The organism is Spirochaetota bacterium (assembly GCA_017999915.1).
Classification (GTDB): Bacteria; Spirochaetota; UBA4802; order UBA4802; family UBA5550; genus RBG-16-49-21.
The window spans coordinates 145,192-165,308 of the sequence record JAGNKX010000004.1 but is presented as its reverse complement, the minus strand read 5'-3'; the positions used below and the strand labels follow the sequence as shown (position 1 = coordinate 165,308).

Annotated in this window: 20 protein-coding genes; 6 read left to right on the top strand and 14 right to left on the bottom strand. The window is 49.9% G+C overall.

Annotated elements, in window-relative coordinates; all coding sequences use genetic code 11:
* The first annotated feature begins 64 nt into the window (after window positions 1-64).
* Complete coding sequence (locus tag KA369_07790; GenBank protein MBP7735858.1) at window positions 65-1,435, top strand: radical SAM protein; 1,371 nt, start codon at window positions 65-67, stop codon at window positions 1,433-1,435.
* 6 nt (window positions 1,436-1,441) lie between these two features.
* On the opposite strand, the gene KA369_07785 is transcribed toward KA369_07790, so the two are convergent.
* The 8 genes from KA369_07785 to KA369_07750 all read right to left on the bottom strand — a co-directional run bounded on the left by KA369_07785 (window position 1,442) and on the right by KA369_07750 (window position 10,002).
* On the bottom strand, window positions 1,442-1,711 hold the full coding sequence (locus KA369_07785; GenBank protein ID MBP7735857.1) for an acyl carrier protein: 270 nt from the start codon (window positions 1,709-1,711) through the stop codon (window positions 1,442-1,444).
* Between the two features lie 28 nt (window positions 1,712-1,739).
* The gene (locus tag KA369_07780; GenBank protein MBP7735856.1) at window positions 1,740-2,744 is read right to left on the bottom strand and encodes a BtrH N-terminal domain-containing protein; all 1,005 of its coding nucleotides are present in this window, start codon (window positions 2,742-2,744) and stop codon (window positions 1,740-1,742) included.
* Window positions 2,744-3,208: a hypothetical protein gene (locus tag KA369_07775; GenBank protein ID MBP7735855.1), complete on the bottom strand. Its 465-nt coding sequence runs from the start codon at window positions 3,206-3,208 to the stop codon at window positions 2,744-2,746. Before KA369_07775 ends, KA369_07780 begins: the two co-directional genes overlap by 1 nt.
* An 11-nt stretch (window positions 3,209-3,219) precedes the next feature.
* On the bottom strand, window positions 3,220-4,251 hold the full coding sequence (locus tag KA369_07770) for a DUF2279 domain-containing protein (protein ID MBP7735854.1): 1,032 nt from the start codon (window positions 4,249-4,251) through the stop codon (window positions 3,220-3,222).
* Window positions 4,252-4,365: 114 nt separating this feature from the next.
* Window positions 4,366-5,829, bottom strand: a complete 1,464-nt coding sequence (locus KA369_07765; GenBank protein MBP7735853.1) for a hypothetical protein — start codon at window positions 5,827-5,829, stop codon at window positions 4,366-4,368.
* A gap of 19 nt (window positions 5,830-5,848) precedes the next feature.
* On the bottom strand, window positions 5,849-7,318 hold the full coding sequence (locus tag KA369_07760) for a trypsin-like peptidase domain-containing protein (protein ID MBP7735852.1): 1,470 nt from the start codon (window positions 7,316-7,318) through the stop codon (window positions 5,849-5,851).
* A 94-nt stretch (window positions 7,319-7,412) separates the two neighbouring features.
* Window positions 7,413-8,831, bottom strand: coding sequence for a radical SAM protein (locus KA369_07755; GenBank protein ID MBP7735851.1), 1,419 nt, complete (start codon window positions 8,829-8,831; stop codon window positions 7,413-7,415).
* Window positions 8,832-8,865: 34 nt separating this feature from the next.
* Window positions 8,866-10,002 (bottom strand): 3-hydroxyacyl-CoA dehydrogenase family protein, encoded by a 1,137-nt coding sequence (locus KA369_07750; protein MBP7735850.1) that lies wholly within the window; start codon window positions 10,000-10,002, stop codon window positions 8,866-8,868.
* Window positions 10,003-10,182: 180 nt separating this feature from the next.
* Here KA369_07750 and KA369_07745 point away from each other — a divergent pair, with 180 nt between their 5' ends.
* The 4 genes from KA369_07745 (at window position 10,183) to KA369_07730 (ending at window position 13,110) form a co-directional block, all read left to right on the top strand.
* Window positions 10,183-10,566: an acyl-CoA thioesterase gene (locus KA369_07745; GenBank protein ID MBP7735849.1), complete on the top strand. Its 384-nt coding sequence runs from the start codon at window positions 10,183-10,185 to the stop codon at window positions 10,564-10,566.
* An 8-nt stretch (window positions 10,567-10,574) separates the two neighbouring features.
* Window positions 10,575-11,306, top strand: coding sequence for an enoyl-CoA hydratase/isomerase family protein (locus tag KA369_07740; protein ID MBP7735848.1), 732 nt, complete (start codon window positions 10,575-10,577; stop codon window positions 11,304-11,306).
* A gap of 87 nt (window positions 11,307-11,393) precedes the next feature.
* Window positions 11,394-11,963: an enoyl-CoA hydratase/isomerase family protein gene (locus tag KA369_07735; protein ID MBP7735847.1), complete on the top strand. Its 570-nt coding sequence runs from the start codon at window positions 11,394-11,396 to the stop codon at window positions 11,961-11,963.
* A gap of 4 nt (window positions 11,964-11,967) precedes the next feature.
* Window positions 11,968-13,110 (top strand): 3-oxoacyl-ACP synthase III family protein, encoded by a 1,143-nt coding sequence (locus KA369_07730; protein ID MBP7735846.1) that lies wholly within the window; start codon window positions 11,968-11,970, stop codon window positions 13,108-13,110.
* Window positions 13,111-13,128: 18 nt separating this feature from the next.
* Here the strand turns inward: KA369_07730 and KA369_07725 are convergent, their stop codons facing one another.
* From KA369_07725 to KA369_07705, 5 genes are all read right to left on the bottom strand, one after another.
* A complete protein-coding gene (locus KA369_07725) occupies window positions 13,129-14,469 on the bottom strand; it encodes a radical SAM protein (protein MBP7735845.1) in 1,341 nt (446 codons plus the stop codon).
* 5 nt (window positions 14,470-14,474) lie between these two features.
* Window positions 14,475-15,425: an ACP S-malonyltransferase gene (locus tag KA369_07720; GenBank protein ID MBP7735844.1), complete on the bottom strand. Its 951-nt coding sequence runs from the start codon at window positions 15,423-15,425 to the stop codon at window positions 14,475-14,477.
* Between the two features lie 19 nt (window positions 15,426-15,444).
* Window positions 15,445-15,750 carry an acyl carrier protein gene (locus KA369_07715; GenBank protein MBP7735843.1) on the bottom strand — a complete coding sequence of 102 codons (306 nt, stop codon included), beginning with the start codon at window positions 15,748-15,750 and terminating at the stop codon, window positions 15,445-15,447.
* Window positions 15,751-15,795: 45 nt separating this feature from the next.
* Window positions 15,796-17,016, bottom strand: a complete 1,221-nt coding sequence (locus KA369_07710) for a beta-ketoacyl-[acyl-carrier-protein] synthase family protein (GenBank protein ID MBP7735842.1) — start codon at window positions 17,014-17,016, stop codon at window positions 15,796-15,798.
* 214 nt (window positions 17,017-17,230) lie between these two features.
* A complete protein-coding gene (locus KA369_07705; GenBank protein ID MBP7735841.1) occupies window positions 17,231-17,824 on the bottom strand; it encodes a chemotaxis protein CheB in 594 nt (197 codons plus the stop codon).
* A 252-nt stretch (window positions 17,825-18,076) separates the two neighbouring features.
* Here KA369_07705 and KA369_07700 point away from each other — a divergent pair, with 252 nt between their 5' ends.
* On the top strand, window positions 18,077-19,195 hold the full coding sequence (locus KA369_07700; GenBank protein ID MBP7735840.1) for a DUF4185 domain-containing protein: 1,119 nt from the start codon (window positions 18,077-18,079) through the stop codon (window positions 19,193-19,195).
* A gap of 15 nt (window positions 19,196-19,210) precedes the next feature.
* On the opposite strand, the gene KA369_07695 is transcribed toward KA369_07700, so the two are convergent.
* On the bottom strand, window positions 19,211-19,810 hold the full coding sequence (locus KA369_07695; GenBank protein ID MBP7735839.1) for a YHYH domain-containing protein: 600 nt from the start codon (window positions 19,808-19,810) through the stop codon (window positions 19,211-19,213).
* Window positions 19,811-20,117 lie beyond the last annotated feature (307 nt).

Genomic DNA, 20,117 nt, shown 5'->3' with positions numbered 1-20,117 from the left:
AAACCGGCGCGTGGTCACCAAATATTAATTGCATTTAATCACAATTGCTGAGAATATTGCATACATGAAAATCAAACTGATCCTCGCCGCATCCCTGACCGATCCCCTTCGTCAAAACGACCCGTTCATGCCCTTGTCTTTGCCGATACTTGCCGGATCCGCCCCGGGACATGATTATTCATTTGTCGATCTGTTATGGGAAGACGATGTGCGCTTCGACGAGCCCGCCGACCTGGTGGGAATAAGCTTCAGATACACGGCGGAAAACAGGGCCTATGAACTCGCCGATGAATTCCGGCGGCGGGGAATTCCTGTCGTACTCGGAGGTCCGCAGCCGTCAATGGTGCCGTTCCGCGCCATCGAGCACGCTGACGCCGTGGCGGTAGGTGAAGCGGAGGAGTTATGGCCCGTTATCGTTTCAGACGCTGAAAAAAAGAAACTCAGGAATTTTTACGTTTGTTCGCCTGCTGTCTTTGATCCGGGACCATACTCTATCCATAAGATCAACACCTACCCGGATCTTACAAAAACCATCGTCCCGATCCGCTCCCTTTATAGAAAAAAATATGTTTTTGATACGGTGTATGCCGTTCGAGGCTGTCCCGTGAACTGCGACTTCTGTTCGGTCACGGAAATATTCGGTCCCGGTTACAGGATGAAGCCTGTGTCAGATGTGGTGCGTGAGATTGAATCGTTCAAGAATTACTACTACATCCTCGATGATTCGGTTTTCGGCAAGCCGCCCGTGTATGATTATTATTGCGATCTATACGACGCGATTTCAGGATTAAAGAAAAAAAGATTTTGGACCGGGCAGGCCAACCTCGATGCGGCATTGGATGAGAGAGGTAGGGCCGTCATCAAAAAGGCGGCCGAATCAGGGCTGATTTACGCCGCCATCGGAATGGAATCAATTAATCCGTCAACACTCGCGAAGTCCGGAGCCATCAGAAAAATGGGAGCTCCTTCCTCGTCAGATGTATTGGCTTCCATGAAGGATTCCATCCGCTTCATCCAGGACCAGGGGATCCTCGTGTCAGGCTGGTTTGTGATCGGCTATGAGGATGATGATATCGACACCTATTACAGGACCGTTGAATTCTGCAATGAAATGAAGATAGTACCGGTGATATTCCCGGTGAAGGCGCTTCCGGGAACGCGCCTCTACCAAAGGTTGAAAAAAGAAGGAACCCTTGATGACGGCAAACTGATAAATTTCCGAAATCCCGCCATTCGCGATGAGGAAATATTCGACGCCCTTAAAAATGTCGGTGACGCGGGATATTCATGGAAAGAGATACTCGGGCGCACGGGTTTTTATTTGTCAAAATTCAACGGTGACAGGATCCATAAAACCATCTTCGCCCTTGTTTTGCAGGCCAAGCTTCGCGGGGCCGTCGACGTTTCAAAGGATGAATTTTACGTTGGGCCGTAGAAAAGCCTATCTCGTCCTGTTTTTTTCTATGAAATCGGCGATGGTGGCGATGGATCGCAGGATAAAGCGCGACTGGTTCTTGTCGTCGATCCGCACGCCGTATTTTTCCTGAAGGGCCATGACGATCTCCAGCGCATCGATTGAATCCAGGCCAAGAACGTTTCCCTCGCCGAACAGCGGATCTTCATCGACCACTTCATCAGGTTGCACATCCTCAATATTAAGCGTTTTGATTATAAGCAGCTTTATTTCGTCGTTAAGGCTGTTTTCAGTCATATTATAATTCGGTCCTCTCATATGGTATTCATTTCTTTGATTTGCAGAGCTTCAGCATATCCCTGAAAAAACGCTCCTCCGCATCGGCCCTGTCGTAGATCATGCCGCTCAATTCCTTCAGCCGTTCCGGGCTGAAGTCGCGTCGTTTGCCGATTCTTGCGGAAAACAGCGATATCTCGCGCCATCGGTCACCGATCTCCATGATGCGTTTTGACATTTCCAGAAGGTCCGGATCGTTAAGCAGCTCGGATGCCTCGCGCAGAAAGGTCGCGTACATGAAACGGAACCCGGCCCCGCCGGTACCCTGATCTTCAAGAAATATGTTTATTTTCATTATTTCATGGGAAAGATGCTCCGTGTCCCTGGCGAGCCTGGGCCAGTCCACCACCTTTTTGGCAAAGAGCCTGATCCCCTTGACGCCGATAAAAGGAATCGGCAGCTTCACCATGTTGAACGCGGCGCTCCTGATCCCCTTCCAGATGGCGGTGCGGTAATCGATTTCGGACGGTATAGAAACAGGATGGAAAAGGAAACCCTTCGGGGAGAAACTGCCGCCGGCAAAACGGGCCTTCATGAAAGAATCACGGTCAAGCTCAGCCAGGGTCGGGGAATAGCAATCGCTTACCATATATGTATCCCCTCGCCTTTCCACGACCGTGATGAAATGCACGTTGATATGGACCCGCACATGGTTGGGCAGGTAATTCATGTAGAAAAAGTCGGTCTGGCAGGCCACCGGTATTTTCTCCGACAGAAGCCTGTCGAGCTCCCGTTCTCCTTTTTCCGGGTTCCTGAATCTCTGCTCCCTGAAGGATACCCCGATGCGCCGGGCCATGCCGGTACGGATCTGTCCCGGCCTGTTGCGCACGACAAAGGTCGGGAACGGAAACTTCTTTGACTCGAAATATCCAAAAAATATGCCGGCGGATATGCCGAAGACAAGGGGTTCCGATATATCAAGGCCGCCATGATTCAGAAGGGCCGTCACTGTCCCCGACTCGCAATGGGCCGCCATTTTATGCTGGAATGTCATTATTTCCCCGCAGCGATTTTCAAGATCGAGAAGAATGGATTATCAGTTTTTTCTTCATAAACTTTCAAGTTTTTTTTATCCGTCACGATGGCCTGCACCATGTTCGCCAGCGGGACGTTGAATACCCCGCAGTATCGTTTCAGCTGCTCCAGCGTGGCAGTGCCGAAAAGTCCGGGGTCCATGTGCTTTTTCACCTTGCGCGCGCTCAGCTTTACCCTGGCGGCCAGCTCCGAAGGGGTCAATTCCTCGAGGGTCATGTAATATGCCACCGGGCTCATCTCGCCACGACGGACCTTTTCCAGGAGCTCCTTCTCAAGGTTGTGGCGCTTGTACCAGAAATCATCGATGTAGTTCTTTGAAATGTACGAGCCTGTTTTCACCGGCCCGTAGGAGCCGTCCTTTTTTTCGACATAGAGTATGAGCTGGTGCTCCTTGTAATCAACGGCAGCGTCTTTTTCTTTCATGGGATCCCCCTTTACAATCTGAACCTCTGATCTACGCCCAGAGGAACGTGGTAATACTTGAAGGGCTGCTGGAGGGCGCGGCAGGCGAGGCTGTCCTTATCCTTGAAAAAATCCTTGATGAATTCGGCCAGGTTGACGGATATGCCGATGTAAATGTTTCTCGTTTTTCCATGCGTGGTCATGGTCCTCTGTATCTCCGCGTACCGGTAATCATATTTCGTATAGCCTTTCGTATAGTATCCTATGTCAAACTGGATGTACCGCATGAACTCCGGGACGTTGATGCCGATATATCGAAATCCCGCCAGCTTGATATTGGCCATGAACCTCCAGCCGCTGTAGTCGTCCATCAGCCATTTCAATCTCTGTGGGTATTTCCTGAAATATTTTGTCGGGATGTACTGGGCGCTGAGGCTGACAAAGGCATCGACCTCGGGGAACAGCTCAAGGATCGAGGCGATGCCTATGCCAAGAAAGCCCATGGTAAGGTCCGCTACGCTGAAGCCGTGCTGGTTCTTGCAGAATCCGTCTCCGATCTCAATGCCCAGTGCCAGGAAGCCGGTCAGACCGGCCGCGTAGGCCCACTTTATGGGCTTCCCGCTTTCAGTGTAGTTGAAAATATTGTAAAAAACCCTCATCAATAAGTAATGAGAATACATGTGTGCGGCCTTATCGGCTCCTCCGCTATAGGTATTAGCCCCGAACCAGCCCTCATGGGACAGACGGAATTTCGTGGTCTTTCCCCAGTCCCAGGTCAGCATGGCCACCACGTAGGTATTGACCGGGAACCCGAAAAGGATGGAATAGCGAATCGATGATTTCTTTATCTTGTCGGTCTTAATCCGCTCGGCCAGCTCTTCCGGGGTCACGTGGTTTTCATTTTTTTGTTTCCCGGCCGCGCCGAGCTTTTCGGTCTTTTCGGATTTGTCAGCTTTATCGATATCGACGGCCCGTGAAAGTGCGGATGAATCGCTTTTTTCATCCTCCATGGCCGACAAGGTGGCGGGAACAAGGCACAGCAGGATTGATAGGATTATTCTCATGATCATGTTCATTGCCATTGGAGAAATTGACGAGTATAGACCCCGGATGTCAAGCATGAAAACGCTGATAATAGAATTCCCCGCACCAAGCCGCGTGGTTTGCGGGCACTGTGATCAATTGCCGCGAATATTATGAGACCGATTAATATTATAAGTCTTAAACAGGTTTTGCGCGTTATGAACAGCCAGTTCCCGGTCAATAACGATCGACGTTTCACCGGCAAAATCAAGGACAATAAAACGATCCCGTGACGCGTCAATGGCCGCTTTCAGGCCAGAAAGGTTTTTCACCGAGGAACCGTTGAACTTTATCAGCACCAGATCTTTTTGGAATTGATATCCCTTATTTATCGTATCCGGAAGTACACGGCTGAGAATGATAACTCTCGCGTCAAGTCCGCTCTCGGCGATTTTTTTCATGTTGTCGAAATAATACAGGAGGCGTTTGTCCGCTTTCTGCTTCCAGTCCTGTCCGAATGACTCCATATAACCGGCATTGAGCTCCATCAAGACAAGGCCGCCGAAAATGTAATAGAGCGGTTCCGAGTCATATGATATCAGGGGTATGCCGCAGCATTCATCCGGGATCTGTTTGAGCTTGAACCTCACCGGTATTCTTTTCTTATTTCTTAAAATCGTCATAGTCACTTCTTCGCCGGCAAAATGATCCATTTGTATCAGTCCGTAATAGTACAACTTACCATAGGGCGAATCATAATTACCCTTATCGTCCAACACATGGCCGTCGATAGCAAGGATGATATCGTCCTTTTTGAGCACATCGCTTCCGCTGCTGATGCCAGGAATACCGGTAACAAGCACACCGCCCTCACCGGCGCCGACTCCGTAGTATTCCCTCAGGTTTATATCCCCCTGCAGTTCGACGCTGTCGATCCAGAAAAAGGGGAGCCCCTCGTAGGATCCGTCTGACGCGTCCTTGATCATGCGCTTAACCATCTCGGAGCTTATCACGAAAAGCGTTTTGGACTCGGCGTTGAGACCGGTGGCTATACCGGCCAGCCTGGAATCTATAAATACCGGTTCGCCGTTGCCCCCCTCGTTCATGCTGGTCGAAAACTGGTGCATGAGGACGCCGCAGCTCGGATCATAGAATCGTACCGATGTCTTGGTGAGCTCCGCCAGGTATTCCTTGAGGCTGCTCAGGGAGTCCCATTTATAGACCCGGGCGCTCCTGCCGTTCATTGCTCCTGAAGGCAGGAACGTGACGGCCCTGAGGCCATTGAAAAAAGACGTATCCTCAACGCGGAGCAGGGCCACACCGCTTTGATAATCCTTTATCTCTATCGAAGCGGTATACTTGCGGCTTTCGCCCTTTTTCATGACCTCTATGAGGATGTTATCGGTCAAGGAATATGAGGCCGTGAGGATGCGATTGCCTTCGATGACGCAGCCTGTTATGCTCGATCGGACGACTTCGCCCTTCTGCCATGGCGACGCATAATCACGCTTTTGCGATGTAACCAGGATATTTACCACGCTGTCTTCGATAGTTTGGGCCATTACTGGAACGCCCAGGCACAGAGCTGACAGAATAGTTATGATAACACGAAATTTCATTATTGGAATTCTCCGTCTGTTATTGCAGTCTCATAAGCCTTGGGATGTCATATTTATTCTTAATGCGACTGTTCGCGCCATCGACCTCGGATGATTTGATAACCAGCGGACAGGTGGTGCCATCTATCTGAATGACGTGGAAAGCGCCGGCCGGTTTTGCGAAAGCCTCGGCAATGTCGCTAAGGGACCTGATCTTGACGCCATTGACGGAATCGACCACCTTGTCGTGAATATCCGAAAGATAGGTGTTGGCCGGGTCCGGCAGCACCCTGTTGAGCACCACGAATTCGCGCCTCTCGGGGAAAAGGTTGTCCGATATGTGATAGGTATAGTAATAGAGCAGGCGCCGGTCGGCCGTATGCCACCACTTGTTCCAGGTCATGAGATATTCCTTGGAAAGGGGCTGAAAAATCAGGCCGGCCACGACGCAGTAGCGGGGCAGTTTTTCAAATTCATTGAACCAGGATATCCTTGACGGATATGTCCTGAGGGGATAGCTCACCTTGATGACGTTTCCGTTTCTAAGGACCGCGAGGCGCACAGTCTCATTGATCTGCTTGAGGTCTATGAGGTACGAATAAAAGATCCTCCCTTTCATGAACCGGATCGTTCCGTCATTGGCGATCGGAACGGAATCGATGGACAGTATCACGTCTCCGCGGCGCAGGGCTTTCTCGGCGCCGCCTCCCGGGATCGTCACGGAAACCAGCACCCCGCTCTGGTCATCCTTCATTCCGAGGTAGCGCCGGTAGCTGATATTCTCCAGGGTCTCGGTGAAGACTCCCAGCATGGGAAATCCGTCATAGCTGCCGTCTTTTATGTCTTCGAGGAAATGCTTGATTATCGGAACAGGTATCATGTAGCCGATATTGTCCGAGTTGGCGCTGGCCTGGAAGGCTACACCCACGATCCTGTTGTTCTGTATGACGGGGCCGCCGCTGTTTCCGGGATTGATGGCCGCGTCCGTCTGGATCATGATGAAAGAGACGCTCCCCATGTGGGAATATTCGCCTATCTCAATCCGCGACGTCACGCCCGCCGTTATGGAAATGCGGCTGCCTCCCATCGGGTATCCGTAGGTGGTGACCATCGACCTTAATTCTGGAATTTCTCCCAGCTCAAGGACCTGGGTATTTGCATAAAAGCGCGGGTCCTTGACCCTGAGCAGGGCCAGGTCGCAGTCATGGGCAATGAACATGATTTCTGCGTCATAGAGCTCCGGGTCTATCTCCTTTCGTACCTGTATGTATGTAGCATCGGATACGACATGGGCGTTGGTCAAAATCATGTGCCCGTTGATGATCGCACCGGAACCGACAGCGGTTTCAGGCTCTTTCATTTTCCAGGGCAGGTTGTAATCAGGCCGTATTGCCGTGCGAATTATCTTGACAGTCCCCCTGCTGACGTCAAAAGGGGCTTTCTTCGCTTCGACTGGATAGCTTATAATCAATATAAGGGCGGATACAAAACAGAGGATAGATATTCTCATTGTATATTCCATATTTTTCATATCAGCTGGTTGCCGACAGTTATTAATCTATTAGACATTATAATGCCATAAAGGTTTTGTCAAATTATTTACCTCAGTCCATTTCTTTCCCGAACTTCCGGTACCGAAGCCTGAGGAGGGTCCTGAACATCGGCTCTGCAAGGGCGCCCTCCTCCCTCATTTTCATCGCTTCGCGCATCATTTCCGGTGGCGGGCTGGATTCCATGACAGGAACGCAGTTTGGACGTGACATCGACGCTGTTTTGACTATGTCAAAGAGGCGTTCCTTACCGATGGCCGGTGAAACATAGAATCGTGTTGGAGCAAGGTCATCGTCAGGGCCGATGATTCCATCTTCAATAGCGCGTCTGTGCAGGCCCGTGCCGGGGTATATTCTCATACCGCAGGTCATGTGGACCATGTCCCGTGGCCTGATGAAGCTATCGATAAAATCAAAAGACTCTGCGATCGTATTCTCCGTTTCGCCCGGACCTCCAAAAATGAAGAACCACATGGTGGGCATGTCAGCGTCACGAATGATACGTGCCGTATTCTGTAAATCAGCCAGAGTAAAGTTCTTGCCCAGTCCAGCAAGCATCGAGGGAGACGCGGAATCGGGAGTACAGTCGATCTGTGTGAAACCGGCGCGGCTCATCAGGTCAAATAGCTCCCGGGAAGCATTGCACGGATTTATACCCATGGTCCGGAGACGCACGCTGAGGCCGCGGCGTACTATTTCGCGGCAAATGGCCTCGCCATGGCCCGGCGGATCGTTGAATGTGGAATCTACGAATTCAAAGGTCACCTGTCCCAGGCGCTCCGAAGCCTCCCTGATTTCCTCCGCCACCCGTTCGGGAGGCCTGGTCCTGTAGCGGTATCCCTCTATGCAGTTATAGGTGCAATAGATGCACCGGTGAGCGCATCCCCGCTTCGTCTGTACCGGGTAGGAGCTCCGCGCCCTGTAGGGCCCGTAATCGATCCTTTGGTCGATCTCGGAATAGGGAATGCCCGCCATGGCAACATCATTATTTTCACCGGAAAAGATCCTTTTATCGCGGCTTATTACGACGGGTAACCGCGAGGGGTCATCGCCATTATCAAGGCAGTGAAGGATCCTCGGCAACACGGTCTCACCTTCCCCGATGACACCGAAATCGGCGTCAAAATATGTCATCAGATAATCGGGTAAGATGCTAAAGGCGCTTCCGCCCAGTATCAGAGGCGCCCGGGTGGCCTTCCGGATCGGTCTGATGAATTGCTCCAGAATTGATTGAATATAGTTGGTGGGATTGATGATATCCATGTCATCTATATTGCGTATCGATACGCCGATATAATCCGGCATGAAATCATTTATCGTCCGGTGCAGGTTTTTCCCTTCATCAAAGGCGCCGTCATAAATTTTTACACGGTAATTCCTTTCAAGGACCCCGGCGATGATGCAGAGTCCCAGGGGAGGCACCGGGTACGGTTTTTTCTCTGTGTTGGTATTTATCAGCAGTACTTTTTTCATGAATGTTCAGCCGGAGCATGCCCTTCCATTATCGTCATAACAATGATGACGGCCTGTGGGCTTCAAAGCCGGTTGTATCGTAGTGGCGCTTCAAAATCTCCCTGATCGCGCCATGACCGATTTTTTCAGCCAGCGCCAGGGGGCCCTCTTCCATGTCCATATATTCTTTAACGGCGAATTCCATGTCATCGACGGACCAGATTTTTTTTTCAAGGACCTTGAAGACTGAATTGATATAAATGGCCCTCAGTAGCGATATTATTTCTTCCTTATTTTTCTCACCGGGCAAGTCAAGTGATGCAATGTCGACAGGATAGTCGTAACAGCCTGATCCGGACTTGCGGCCAAGCCTGTTCCTTGACAAGAGATCTGCAAGGAAATCCAGCAACGGATTATAAAAATCCCTGTTATTCAATTGGCTGGTATAATTGATCACAGATTGACGCATCACATCTATCCCGACATCATCGAAGAACTCGAAAACCCCCCTTGGGAATATGGATCCCTTTACGATAGCATCAATCGCTCTCATGTCGATATTGCCGTCCCGGTGAAGGCGCACCGCCTGGGCCTGGCAGTCAAGGAACAGCCTGTTAAGCACGAAGCCTTCATTCTCGGGCATCTCGAGGCAAAACTTACCCATGACGCTGATAAAATCGCGCAATTCGGCAATGCTGACATCATCCGTATATTCAGTTGTAATGAGTTCAACTATTTTTTTCATTTTCACAGGGAAGAAAAAATGGAGCCCTGCGAATCGGTGTTTCAGCATACCCTCCCGGACCAGGCTGGAAGGCCTGAACGATGAAGTATTGGTGACGACTATGGCCTTATCACGGGCAAACGGCTCCAGGGCCGTATAGAGCTTCACCTTGGCAGCGGCATTCTCGTCTATGGCTTCAATGATAATATCGCAGGAGGAGATATCCCGCAGGGAGCAGGAAATCACCATCGCGTCTGTTCTTTTACGGAGCTCATCATGGCTGATAATGCCGTTTCTTGATAGACGGTCTGTTTTTATCTTAAACGACTTATTGAGGCGAAATTTTTCTTCCTCGTCTATGCAAATCCACACAAGATTGAAATTCAACTCGTTGAGGAAATAGGCGATATCGGTCCCCATGCGGCCGCTGCCTATAACGCCGATTGTCCTGTTTTCCGCTGCTTTCATATTAAATTGTCTCTATCTATCCAGATCCGTATAATAATGCAATTATAAAATCCATGATATAATTTTACAAGCAAACCCCATGTTCAAGAAGACTCATGCATTGCTTTTTTTTGCCCTGGACCGAATCCCGCTTGCCTGTTATATAAATTCGTCTATAATTGTCTGCAACTGGAACGCTCAATGTCATATGAATATCCAATAACAGTCCGCGGCTATGAGATCGACTCATTCGGCCATGTCAACAACGCGGTCTATCTTAATTATTTTGAACAGGCCCGCTGGGAGATTCTCAGGTCCAGGGACCTTTTCGAATACTTTAAGAGCAATGGCCTCATCCTGGTCGTGACAGAGGCAAATATCCGGTATTCAAAAGAATCCAGGGTCTTCGACGAGCTGGTCGTGGAGACGGATATGCACAACGCGCCGCCCTATCTTGTTTTCACCCATGTTATCCGTAACGCGGCCGCGGGTGAGATCATTGCCCGGGGGAACATCAAGACATTACTGGTCGACAGTGACCGTGTTCCCCACGATATTCCGGAATTTTTCATAACCGGGAGATAATGTCATAAATGGAACAATCTCGGCTCGTAACATGGGAAATTCAGGACTCCATCGGCATTATGACCATTGATAATCCGCCACAAAATCGTCTTACCGATGCCGTATTTGTCGATCCTGGATCGTTGATCCGGTGGATCGAAGATGATACTTTGAAAGGGATCATCGTAATCGGGAAAGGAAGGCATTTTTCAGCCGGGGCCGACCTTGACAGGCTCCGTGAAATAGCAGCGGATGAGGCCCTCCTCATGTCTTCCATTCATGACGGCAAGGAGCTTCTTGCCGATTTTGAAGCGATACCGGTGCCGACCATTGCAGCAATCGAAGGCGCCTGTTTCGGCGGCGGCCTCGAGATAGCCCTTGCCTGCCACATGAGGATATGCGCCAAGAACTCACTTCTGGCCTTTCCGGAGGTCAATCACGCCATCATGCCTGGCATGGGCGGCACCGTACGTCTTCCCGGCATGATCGGCCACGGGAAGGCGATGGAGATGATCCTGGGAGGCGATATTGTCAATGCCTCCAGGGCAAAGGAGATCGGACTCGTGGACCATGTGACACCGCCGAAGGAAGCGCTTCAATTTTCACTATCCCTGATGAAAAAAATGGTTGCCCAGAGGCCCGTCGAAGTGATTCGCTCCATTGTCAGAGCCCTTAACAATTCACGCACCATGACCGCCCAGCAGGCCATGGAAGAGGAAACGAAAATGTTCTGCCGTCTCGCGGTGAAGGTCCATGAATAATCCGGAATGGCATATCGAAGATACCATCGGTCATCTTGTCCTCAATGATCCTCCGTCCAACAGTATGACGCGCTTTTTTTTTCTGAATTGAGGCGTCTTACCGAGGAAGTGATCCCCCTGTCTGACGTAACCGGTATTGTCATATATGGCGAGGGCCGTCATTTTTCTTCCGGCGCCGACCTGGATGACCTTATCAGCGCCATTAAAGGTCATGGAAAATCCGACCTCGATCAGGACAGATCATCCATACTTAGCGATAATCTCAGATCCTTTACTTTTTTCGAGAACCTTACCATACCAGTCGTTGCCGCCATAAGGGGCGTCTGCCTCGGTTCAGCCCTTGAGCTGGCGCTGTTTTGCCATTGCCGGATCTGCGGAAACGGCTCGGTCCTGGGACTTCCGGAATCTACCTTCGGCCTCATTCCCGGATGCGGAGGTATATCTAACATGGCGTCCCTGGCCGGCCTTCCCAGGACCATGGAACTGGTCCTGTCAGGATCAAGCTTTACCTCGGAGGAGGCCCATCAGTGGAAAATTGTTGATAAAATCGTGCCGAAAAAAGATGTTGTTACCGCGGCAATCAATTTTATCAAGTTTATTCCTGGGCGCTACAACAGATTGGGAATGAACAGCTATATTTATGACTACATGAGATAGAACCATGAATCCCGTTTTAAATCATCCGAGGGAAACTTATGTTCAGATATCAGGGAGCGGCTCCTTTCTTCCCGGGAACCCTGTGCCTTTTGACGATATAGACCGGTACCTTGGCAAGATAACCGACGCGCCCCCAAGGGTGATGAAATGGATGGAGCGGATGGGCCCCCTCATGAAGGAAATGCTCGATGTCGAGCAGTATCACTACGCCATTGACCCCGTCACGCGGGAATTCACCGAGGACAATGTCACCATGTCGGTAAAGGCTGCCTGCGAGGCCCTGGCCATGGCTGGCATCGACAGCCGCGATATCGAGCTGATTGTGTACGGCAGCGCTCACATGGACCAGATGCCGACGCCGTCGGTCCGGATCCAGGAGGCCCTGGGAATCGAGCGGTGCGCCGAGCTGTCGATCCACGCCAATTGTACCTCCGCGTACAAGGCCCTGCTCCTGGCCGGCGACCTCCTGCGAAACGGGAGGTACCGCAACGCCCTGGTGCTATCTTCTGGGATATCATCATCGGAGCTCAGGGCGGAATACTACAACCAGCCCCTGATCAGGAAAGAGGACCTTTTCCTCCGATGGTTCCTCTGCGACGGAGCCGGCGCCCTGGTGCTGGAGAGTCGCGATATGAAGGGCAACGGGCTTTACCTCGACCACACCTACATGGAATCAGTGGGAGGGAAAAAGCCGTCTTCCATGGGGAACCGCCGTCCCGCCTACTGGATGAATCCCCGGGACGAATATGAGCGGGGATATCACCACCTGTCCCAGATGTTTCAGCACCTGCAGTCATATTTCCATGACCCTGACGGCACGGTTTTCGCCAAGGGTCTGAAGAGAATGATAGACGCCTATCATATCGACCTGTCGAGGCTGCGCTTCTTCCAGGTCAACCTTCCCTCCAAGCATATATCGGACCTCGTGCTGGAGGAATGCGCAGCCCTGGGGATCCCGGCCGGCACTCTTTACACGAAAATAGCGAAGATGGGATATTCCGGCCCTCCCATGGTGTTCATTTGCCTCGACAGGATACTGAGAGAAGAAAAACTCGTCGATGGCGACCTTATTTTAAGCTTCGTCACAGAGGTGAGCAAATTCATGCAGGCCGGTTACGCCCTGACCTATTTCGGCAAATCAGTATAGGCAAGGCCTTGTCCGATTTCAAATCACATCCGAACCTTCCTTAATCAGCCACAATTTCCCGACGTTTTCATAGAAGCGCTCTTCCGGAAGGGACGTTTTAAACACGCAGTTGAAGAAATTGTATTTAGAAAGATCATAATCAATGATGCGGTCCCTGACTGTTTCATAATAATCGGTTCCTGGCATGGGGGTCAGTATCGTGTACCCGGCATAGACAACCCTGTGGGAGCCTGCGTAATCGGCCATTGCCTTGAAGTCATCTTCCGTGTAATCGGCCGGTATCACGTAGTTTCCCCGCACCATGATACCATTGGCGTGGAAAATGCCGATGCCCTCTTCAATGAGCCGTGCCGGAGCTTCCTTGCGGTACCGGCGTAATTCCTCCTCCTTGAAGGACTCGAATCCGCAGATGACCACCTTGAGGCCCCCGCGGGCGAGCTTTTCAATGAGCTTTGGATGCTTCACGGCAGTGTCGAAGCGTATATCCATGATAAAGAATTTTTCAATGCCCTCCTCCCTGATCCTGTCGAAGAGCCTGTCGATGAACCGGTCGTTGACGATGGTATTGGCATCGGCGAACCTCACCACCGGGTAATCGTCGACCATTTTCAGCTCGTCAATGACGCTTTCCACATCGCGCTGAAGGTACCGGCCGCCGAACTGGCCCCATATTGAGCAAAAGGAGCAGCGGTACGGACATCCCAATGATGTGAAGATATAGGTGCTGGGATGGGGAGAACCGCCGACGCAGTAGGTGGATATCCATCGCTTCAAATATGAACGGTCCGGGAAAATGAAATCATCGCCGGCGGCATCACCTGTTTTACCCGTGTCACCCGTATACACGAGGCCGTCCTGGGTATTCAGATATATCCCCGGCACCCTGTCCAGGGGAATGTTTTTTTCCATGGCCCTGACAAGGTTCATGAAAATACCTGCGCACTGGCCCGGCACCACGACATCAACGGAATTATCGGTGAAATCGGCGGTACAGACGGTGGCATGGAGCCCTCCGGCAACGGTGCGTATGGCAGGATTGTGTTTTTTTACAGCTTTGAAGATCTCGATGCCATAGGGGAATTCAGATGCTATAAAGGTCACTCCGACAATATCCGGCTTGTATTGAAAAAGACATTCATTCACAAGCGCCTCGATCCCGGGCGCCGCAGGATCAAGGTCGTATTCGCCTTTCATGTCAAGGACCCTGACATCATGTTCCCGGGCCGCTGCGGCAATGGTGATGAGCCCCAGGGGCGGACCTATCAGTTTCTTATGGATGAAAGGCTTCGCCTCGTCCGGCGCATGGGCAAGGATGCCGTTATGGGGCGAACGCGGCGGATTTACGAGAAGGATTTTCATTCAGGTTAATAGTTGATCGCACTGGCCGACGGGCACACCCTGTCTGAAACGAGCAGGTCCTGGAGGTTCTGGAGGTGATAGATCTCGAAGCCGCCATCGATGAATTTGCCCATGCGGTGGAGGCTTTTCCCCGGCCCGCATTCTATAAAGACGTCAACGCCGTCCGCGATCATGTGGTTCACCGTGGCCAGCCAGTTTATGTTCCTGTTTATGTTGCCGGCAAGGTCAGCCGCAATGTCCTGCCAGGTGGTCATTTCCCTCTGGTCAACGGTCGAAATGACCGGATATAGCGGATCATAGATCGTCATTGAGGATATGTATTTCTTCAATTGCTCCGCGGCGCCGTTCATGAAACGGGAGTGATAGGGCGAATGGAAGGTCAGATATTTGCGGTGCAGCGCCCCCTGCTCATGGGCCATGGCGAGAATCGCCTTCACGCTATCTTCATATCCTGAAATAAGGAGATTGTGCCTGTTGTTAATATTGATTATTTCCACATCGTCAAATCCAGCGATAATGGGACGAACATCCTCCGGGGTAAGGCCCGAAATGACGCCGATTCCAAAAGGGAGCTCCGAAGCGACTGCCCGGATGCCCTGATATGCCCTGGTGATCAGATCGAGTCCCTGCTCGAAGGTTATCGATTCTGCATGGCAGAGCGCAGCGTATAATCCCATGCTGTAACCGGCGGCATAGTCCGTGTGAAGTCCGAACCGCTTGAGATTGTTGGATACTGCGCAGCTGTATATGTACACGGCGTACTGGGAGAGCAGTTCATCGGAAAAGCAGCCATCCCTGCAGGCATGGAATTCCCCGATGTCCAGGCCGACGGCCGAATTCGCGCGCACCGACAACTCGTGGAGGTCCTTCGACATCCCATCAAGGATTTCGCGCTCGTTACCGAGGTATTTGCACCCGAAGGCGGGGAAAATGGCTGCGGTTTTTTTTCTTTCCAAATCAGGTATCCGGTGTCTGTCAATCGAGGTCGGCGATTTTGTTCTCATGTTCGATAATAAGAAGCGTCATGGTGATGATCGCGCCGATTGTTTCAGCGGGGTGCTTGACCACGTATTTCCCAACGGTCTTCAATTCAACGTTGAGACCGTACTTCTTCTTGAAAATTTCAAGGAGCTCCAGGAACATCAGGGAATCCCCCTCGAGGTCCTTGATGACATTGGTAGTGTCGCTCAATTCTTCGATGGCCGCTTCGCATTCTTCGGAAAAGAATTCGTAGACTATTCTGCGGACTTCTTCCCTCGTTCCGCTATCGATCTTCGCCATAGGATACTCCTGAGGATATAGGTACAGGCCTTGACAGTCGTTATGTCAGCCTTGATATGCTTTCAATACAACTGTCGCATTATGACCACCAAAAGCAAAAGAATTGGATATTGCAACATTAATTTTATGGGGCCGCGAATTATTGGGCACGTAATCCAGGTCCAGGTCAGGGTCCGGGGTATCGTAATTTATCGTCGGTGTGACGATCTGGTACCGTATGCTCATGGCGGTTATGGCGCCTTCGATGGCCCCGGCAGCGGCTATGGTATGGCCAATCATCGACTTGGAGGATGACACTGGAATGCAACAGGCCCTTTCGCCGAACACTGCTTTAATGGCCATGGTCTCGTAAAGATCGTTCAGCGTCGTGGCGGTGCCATGGGCATTGATGTAATCCACTTCCCCGGCTCCGATGCCGCTGTTCCTGAGTGCCAGCTTCATGGTTGCGGCCATGCCTTCGCCGTTTTGCCGCGGCGCCATGATGTTATACGCCTCGCTGGTAATGGCGTACCCGGCAAGCTCCGCCACTATCGACGCTTTTCTTCCGAGGGCTGATTCCTCCGACTCCAGGATGATGATTCCCGCCCCTTCCCCCAGGACAAAACCATCCCTGTCTTTTGTGAAGGGCCTGCTCGCCCTGGCCGGCTCGTCATTGCGGGTGCTCAATGCGTACATTTCGTTGAACCCGGTGATTTCCTCTGGATTGACAGTCGAATCGGCGCCGCCGGTGATTACCATATCGGCCATCCCGTTACGGATCATGTCAAAGCCCAGCCCCATGGCATAGGCCGATGACGCGCAGGCCGTGTTCACCGTAAAATTCGGGCCCTCCAATCCGTAGTGAAGGGAAATCCAGGCAGGGATGGCATTGCTCATGCTTTTGACGATCCTGTTCCGTGGTGTCGTTCCATGTTCCACGGACGAGTTCCCTGTTGATACGGCTCCCATGATGACCGCGCATCGGGAGCGATCAAGTGATTTAAAATCAACACTGCTTGCGGCGATCGCGTCGGCGGCGCACACGAAGGCCATGGCTGTAACCCGTGTCATCTGCTGTGCAATGCGTTTTTTGCAGTATGCTGCCGCGTACTCATCGAACGCAGCCGGCACCTGCGCGGCGATCCGCGTCTCGCACCCGGAGGGATCAAACAATGTTATGGGGCCCGCGCCGCTTGTTCCGGCCAGTAAGTTTTTCCAGTTCTCTTCAAGAGTCAGGCCGAGAGAGGATATGATATTCATTCCGGTGATGACTACTTTTTTATTCATTAATGTACTGTTTGGATTTGAAGGATTTCAAATGGTTACGGTATTATCATAACCAAAAACGAATTCATTCCTCTTTCAAGGGAATGCTCCAGAACGATTGGTCCGTAACAATCAAAACATTATATATTTTGTCAAGATTGATTTAACGGCTCATTTTAAAATGTTTCAGCCATGGTATTCCGGATAATATAATCCCCGATACATTCTTTCGCTATTATCGGGAAATTCCAATCAAATCTTTCAGATGGTGGCCTATTTCTTCAAGAGGAAGGACCACGGTGACGCCATTACGGGCCAGAGCAACCTTGGGCATGCCATAGACAATGGACGTTTCCTCGTCCTGGGCGATGGTATAGCCGTTATGCGCCAGGATTTCGCAACAGCCGACAGCGCCGTCGCTTCCCATGCCTGTCAGGATAATTCCGATAAGCCGTTCCCCGAAGCAATCTGCCGCGGAAACAAAGAGCTTGTCGACACTGGGGCGGAGGTTCTTTATCGGCGGCGAATCATCAAGGACAAGCCTGCAGTCCTCGAATACAAGATGGAACCTCGCGGGCGCAAGGACCACCTCGCCTGGAGACGGATAATCGTTATTGACGGCCAGTCTAACGGAGAGGGACAATTGATTATTGAGCCACTGGGCATACTGTTCATAAAATGATGCCTGCATATGCTGCACATAGGCTATTCCCACGGGGAAATCGGCCGGCAGCTCCCTGAGCACGGTTTTAACAGCCAGCGGTCCGCCGGTCGATGCGCCTATAACTATCATATCGTAACCGTTTGTGACTTTATTGGTTTTAGTCATCTCTTGTGCTATTCTACCTTGTAATATTGTACAATTAGCATAAAGGGTACGATATCAAGATACGTGCTTATAAAATCATGGCAAAGGTCAACGTGGTTATAAATGATCTATCGGATTTCCATTTATTCTTGACCGCATGATTGAATCATATATAGTATCGTATAAAATTGTAATGGCTTATGGCCGTTACAGCATAATGGTTAGCCGATGATCAGGAAACGAATAACAATCAAAACAATAATCCCTTCAATTATGACACTTGTATTGGGACTGTCATTTCTTTTTTGCGGTCCGCAGAATAAAATTGTCAATCCCCGCGATACGATTGCAAACCTGGGTATATTCGGCATAAGCAGAAAAAACAGCGTCATAGGACAGGATGGCTGCACGCCGATCCTGATCGACAATGTCATGATGTGGACCTTCGGCGACACCATTGTAGGGTCATGGAAGGGTGATCTTTCCGTGAATGATACCTTTGAAAACACGGCGGTCATGAAGGGCATGCTCAGCAATTCACTGGCCTTTACGGCTATACCCGATGATTCGACAATTGCGGATCTGGAGTTCCTGTTCTACAAAGAGAATGGCGTAGTCGCACAATTCATTAAGCCATTTCCGGGAGAGGATCCCGCACTATGGAGGTTCTGGGCAATTGACGGCATTCAAATAGACGCCACGGTCTATGTATATTATATGCTGGTTTGTATCGATAAAAACCTGGCGAATAAAGAACCCGGCGGCCTTCCCATCCGTGTATTCGGCGTGGGGATTGCGGAGTGGATCAAGCCGAAAGCGTGGAAGCCCGGCGATGCGGTATCATTCAAGCGAACGGTAAAGCTTTTTAACGAGGGCGAACCGCTGTTCGGCGATGCCGTGATCCGCAGGGGTGATTATCTCTACCTGATCGGCCATGGGCCTTCTTCGAAAAATCGTGTCCCTGCCTATACGGCCCGGGTTCGTCCTTCTTTAATAAGAAAAAGGTCCGGATACGAATACCTTGACGCCGGCGGTAGATGGACAAAAAACATGATAAACGCCGCGCCAATCATGGAAGACGTGATGGGAGAACCGTCCCTCTCATATAACGAATTTTTAAATGAATATGTCATACTCTACTGCAGCATTGACGGCAGGATAAAAACCATCGCCTTCGATAATTTTGAGGGAATACAAAATAAAAAGACGGCGGTTATTTTCACACCGCCGTCCCTTCCTTCCATATCGACCAGGCCGCGTCTTTTTTACTACTCGGGAAAGGAAATTTTCAGCACGTCTACGGCACTTTATGCCATTTATATAAATCCCGCCATATATCAGCCGATACTTCTGAAAATTCCCTATCGGTCATTACCTTCACGCGATAACTGATCTAGTTATATGGACTCACTCATCTTTTTTTGATTTTTTCTTTTTATCTTTTTTCTCTTTTTTTGGTTTATCTTCTTTTTTTTCCTTTTTTTCTTTCTTCTCTTTCTTTTCCTTCTTCTCCGATTTTTCTTCTTTATCCTTCTTATCCTTCTTGTCTTTCTTTTCCTTCTTATCTTTTACTTTTTTATCTTTATCTTCATCACCCTTATCTTTTTTATCTTTTTTCTTATCTTTTTTATCTACCTTGTCTTCCTTCTCTTTTTTCTTATCCTTTTTATCTTTCTTGATTTCCTTATCTTCCTTGTCTTCTTTATCTTTTTTGTCCTTTTTGGTTTTTACCTTTGAATCTTTTTCGGCATCGTCTTTGTCTTTCTTCTTCTTATCTTTCCTGGTTTCCTTCGTATCCTTGTCACCCTCATGCTTCCCTGCCAGTTCGTCATAGCGGGAGCTTTTGCTCTTATCAATGGCTATTTTTCCATCCTTGTGATAATGGTACTCTTTTTTCTGATGATCCCAATGACCACCCTCTGAATCTGTCCTTCCACCGTGGGCAAAAGTCATTTCAACGATAAAAAACATTAAAAATACAATTAATGCGAGTGTTCGGGCAACCATATGTTATCTCCTTTCAAATTAGATTTTTTTACATATTTAACTGAAAAGTTTGAAAAAGTCAAGTCAAAGTAAATGATCATTGCAAACAATATGTTGATATACAAATGCATTCATATTCTATCAAATACAGTTATAAGCCTGATTTTTTCAGGATTGCTCGTCATTCTCTTGCAACTACCTGTTATTTATCATAATTGTTCATCGAATAAGCTTTACAGCTGTTATATTCTATCAAAACAGCCTAAAATGATTAAATTTGTCGCTAAACCGCCAAATATCTATTGACAATTAATTATTAATATTAATT

Coding starts and splice junctions, on each gene's coding strand:
- KA369_07715 (MBP7735843.1), bottom strand. CDS start 15,750: ATGGCGAAGATCGATAGCGGAACGAGGGAAGAAGTCCGCAGAATAGTC.
- KA369_07740 (MBP7735848.1), top strand. CDS start 10,575: ATGGAACAATCTCGGCTCGTAACATGGGAAATTCAGGACTCCATCGGC.
- KA369_07780 (MBP7735856.1), bottom strand. CDS start 2,744: ATGACATTCCAGCATAAAATGGCGGCCCATTGCGAGTCGGGGACAGTG.
- KA369_07785 (MBP7735857.1), bottom strand. CDS start 1,711: ATGACTGAAAACAGCCTTAACGACGAAATAAAGCTGCTTATAATCAAA.
- KA369_07730 (MBP7735846.1), top strand. CDS start 11,968: ATGAATCCCGTTTTAAATCATCCGAGGGAAACTTATGTTCAGATATCA.
- KA369_07790 (MBP7735858.1), top strand. CDS start 65: ATGAAAATCAAACTGATCCTCGCCGCATCCCTGACCGATCCCCTTCGT.
- KA369_07705 (MBP7735841.1), bottom strand. CDS start 17,824: ATGACTAAAACCAATAAAGTCACAAACGGTTACGATATGATAGTTATA.
- KA369_07750 (MBP7735850.1), bottom strand. CDS start 10,002: ATGAAAGCAGCGGAAAACAGGACAATCGGCGTTATAGGCAGCGGCCGC.
- KA369_07725 (MBP7735845.1), bottom strand. CDS start 14,469: ATGAAAATCCTTCTCGTAAATCCGCCGCGTTCGCCCCATAACGGCATC.
- KA369_07755 (MBP7735851.1), bottom strand. CDS start 8,831: ATGAAAAAAGTACTGCTGATAAATACCAACACAGAGAAAAAACCGTAC.
- KA369_07745 (MBP7735849.1), top strand. CDS start 10,183: ATGTCATATGAATATCCAATAACAGTCCGCGGCTATGAGATCGACTCA.
- KA369_07710 (MBP7735842.1), bottom strand. CDS start 17,016: ATGAATAAAAAAGTAGTCATCACCGGAATGAATATCATATCCTCTCTC.
- KA369_07775 (MBP7735855.1), bottom strand. CDS start 3,208: ATGAAAGAAAAAGACGCTGCCGTTGATTACAAGGAGCACCAGCTCATA.
- KA369_07770 (MBP7735854.1), bottom strand. CDS start 4,251: ATGAGAATAATCCTATCAATCCTGCTGTGCCTTGTTCCCGCCACCTTG.
- KA369_07765 (MBP7735853.1), bottom strand. CDS start 5,829: ATGAAATTTCGTGTTATCATAACTATTCTGTCAGCTCTGTGCCTGGGC.
- KA369_07695 (MBP7735839.1), bottom strand. CDS start 19,810: ATGGTTGCCCGAACACTCGCATTAATTGTATTTTTAATGTTTTTTATC.
- KA369_07760 (MBP7735852.1), bottom strand. CDS start 7,318: ATGAGAATATCTATCCTCTGTTTTGTATCCGCCCTTATATTGATTATA.
- KA369_07700 (MBP7735840.1), top strand. CDS start 18,077: ATGACACTTGTATTGGGACTGTCATTTCTTTTTTGCGGTCCGCAGAAT.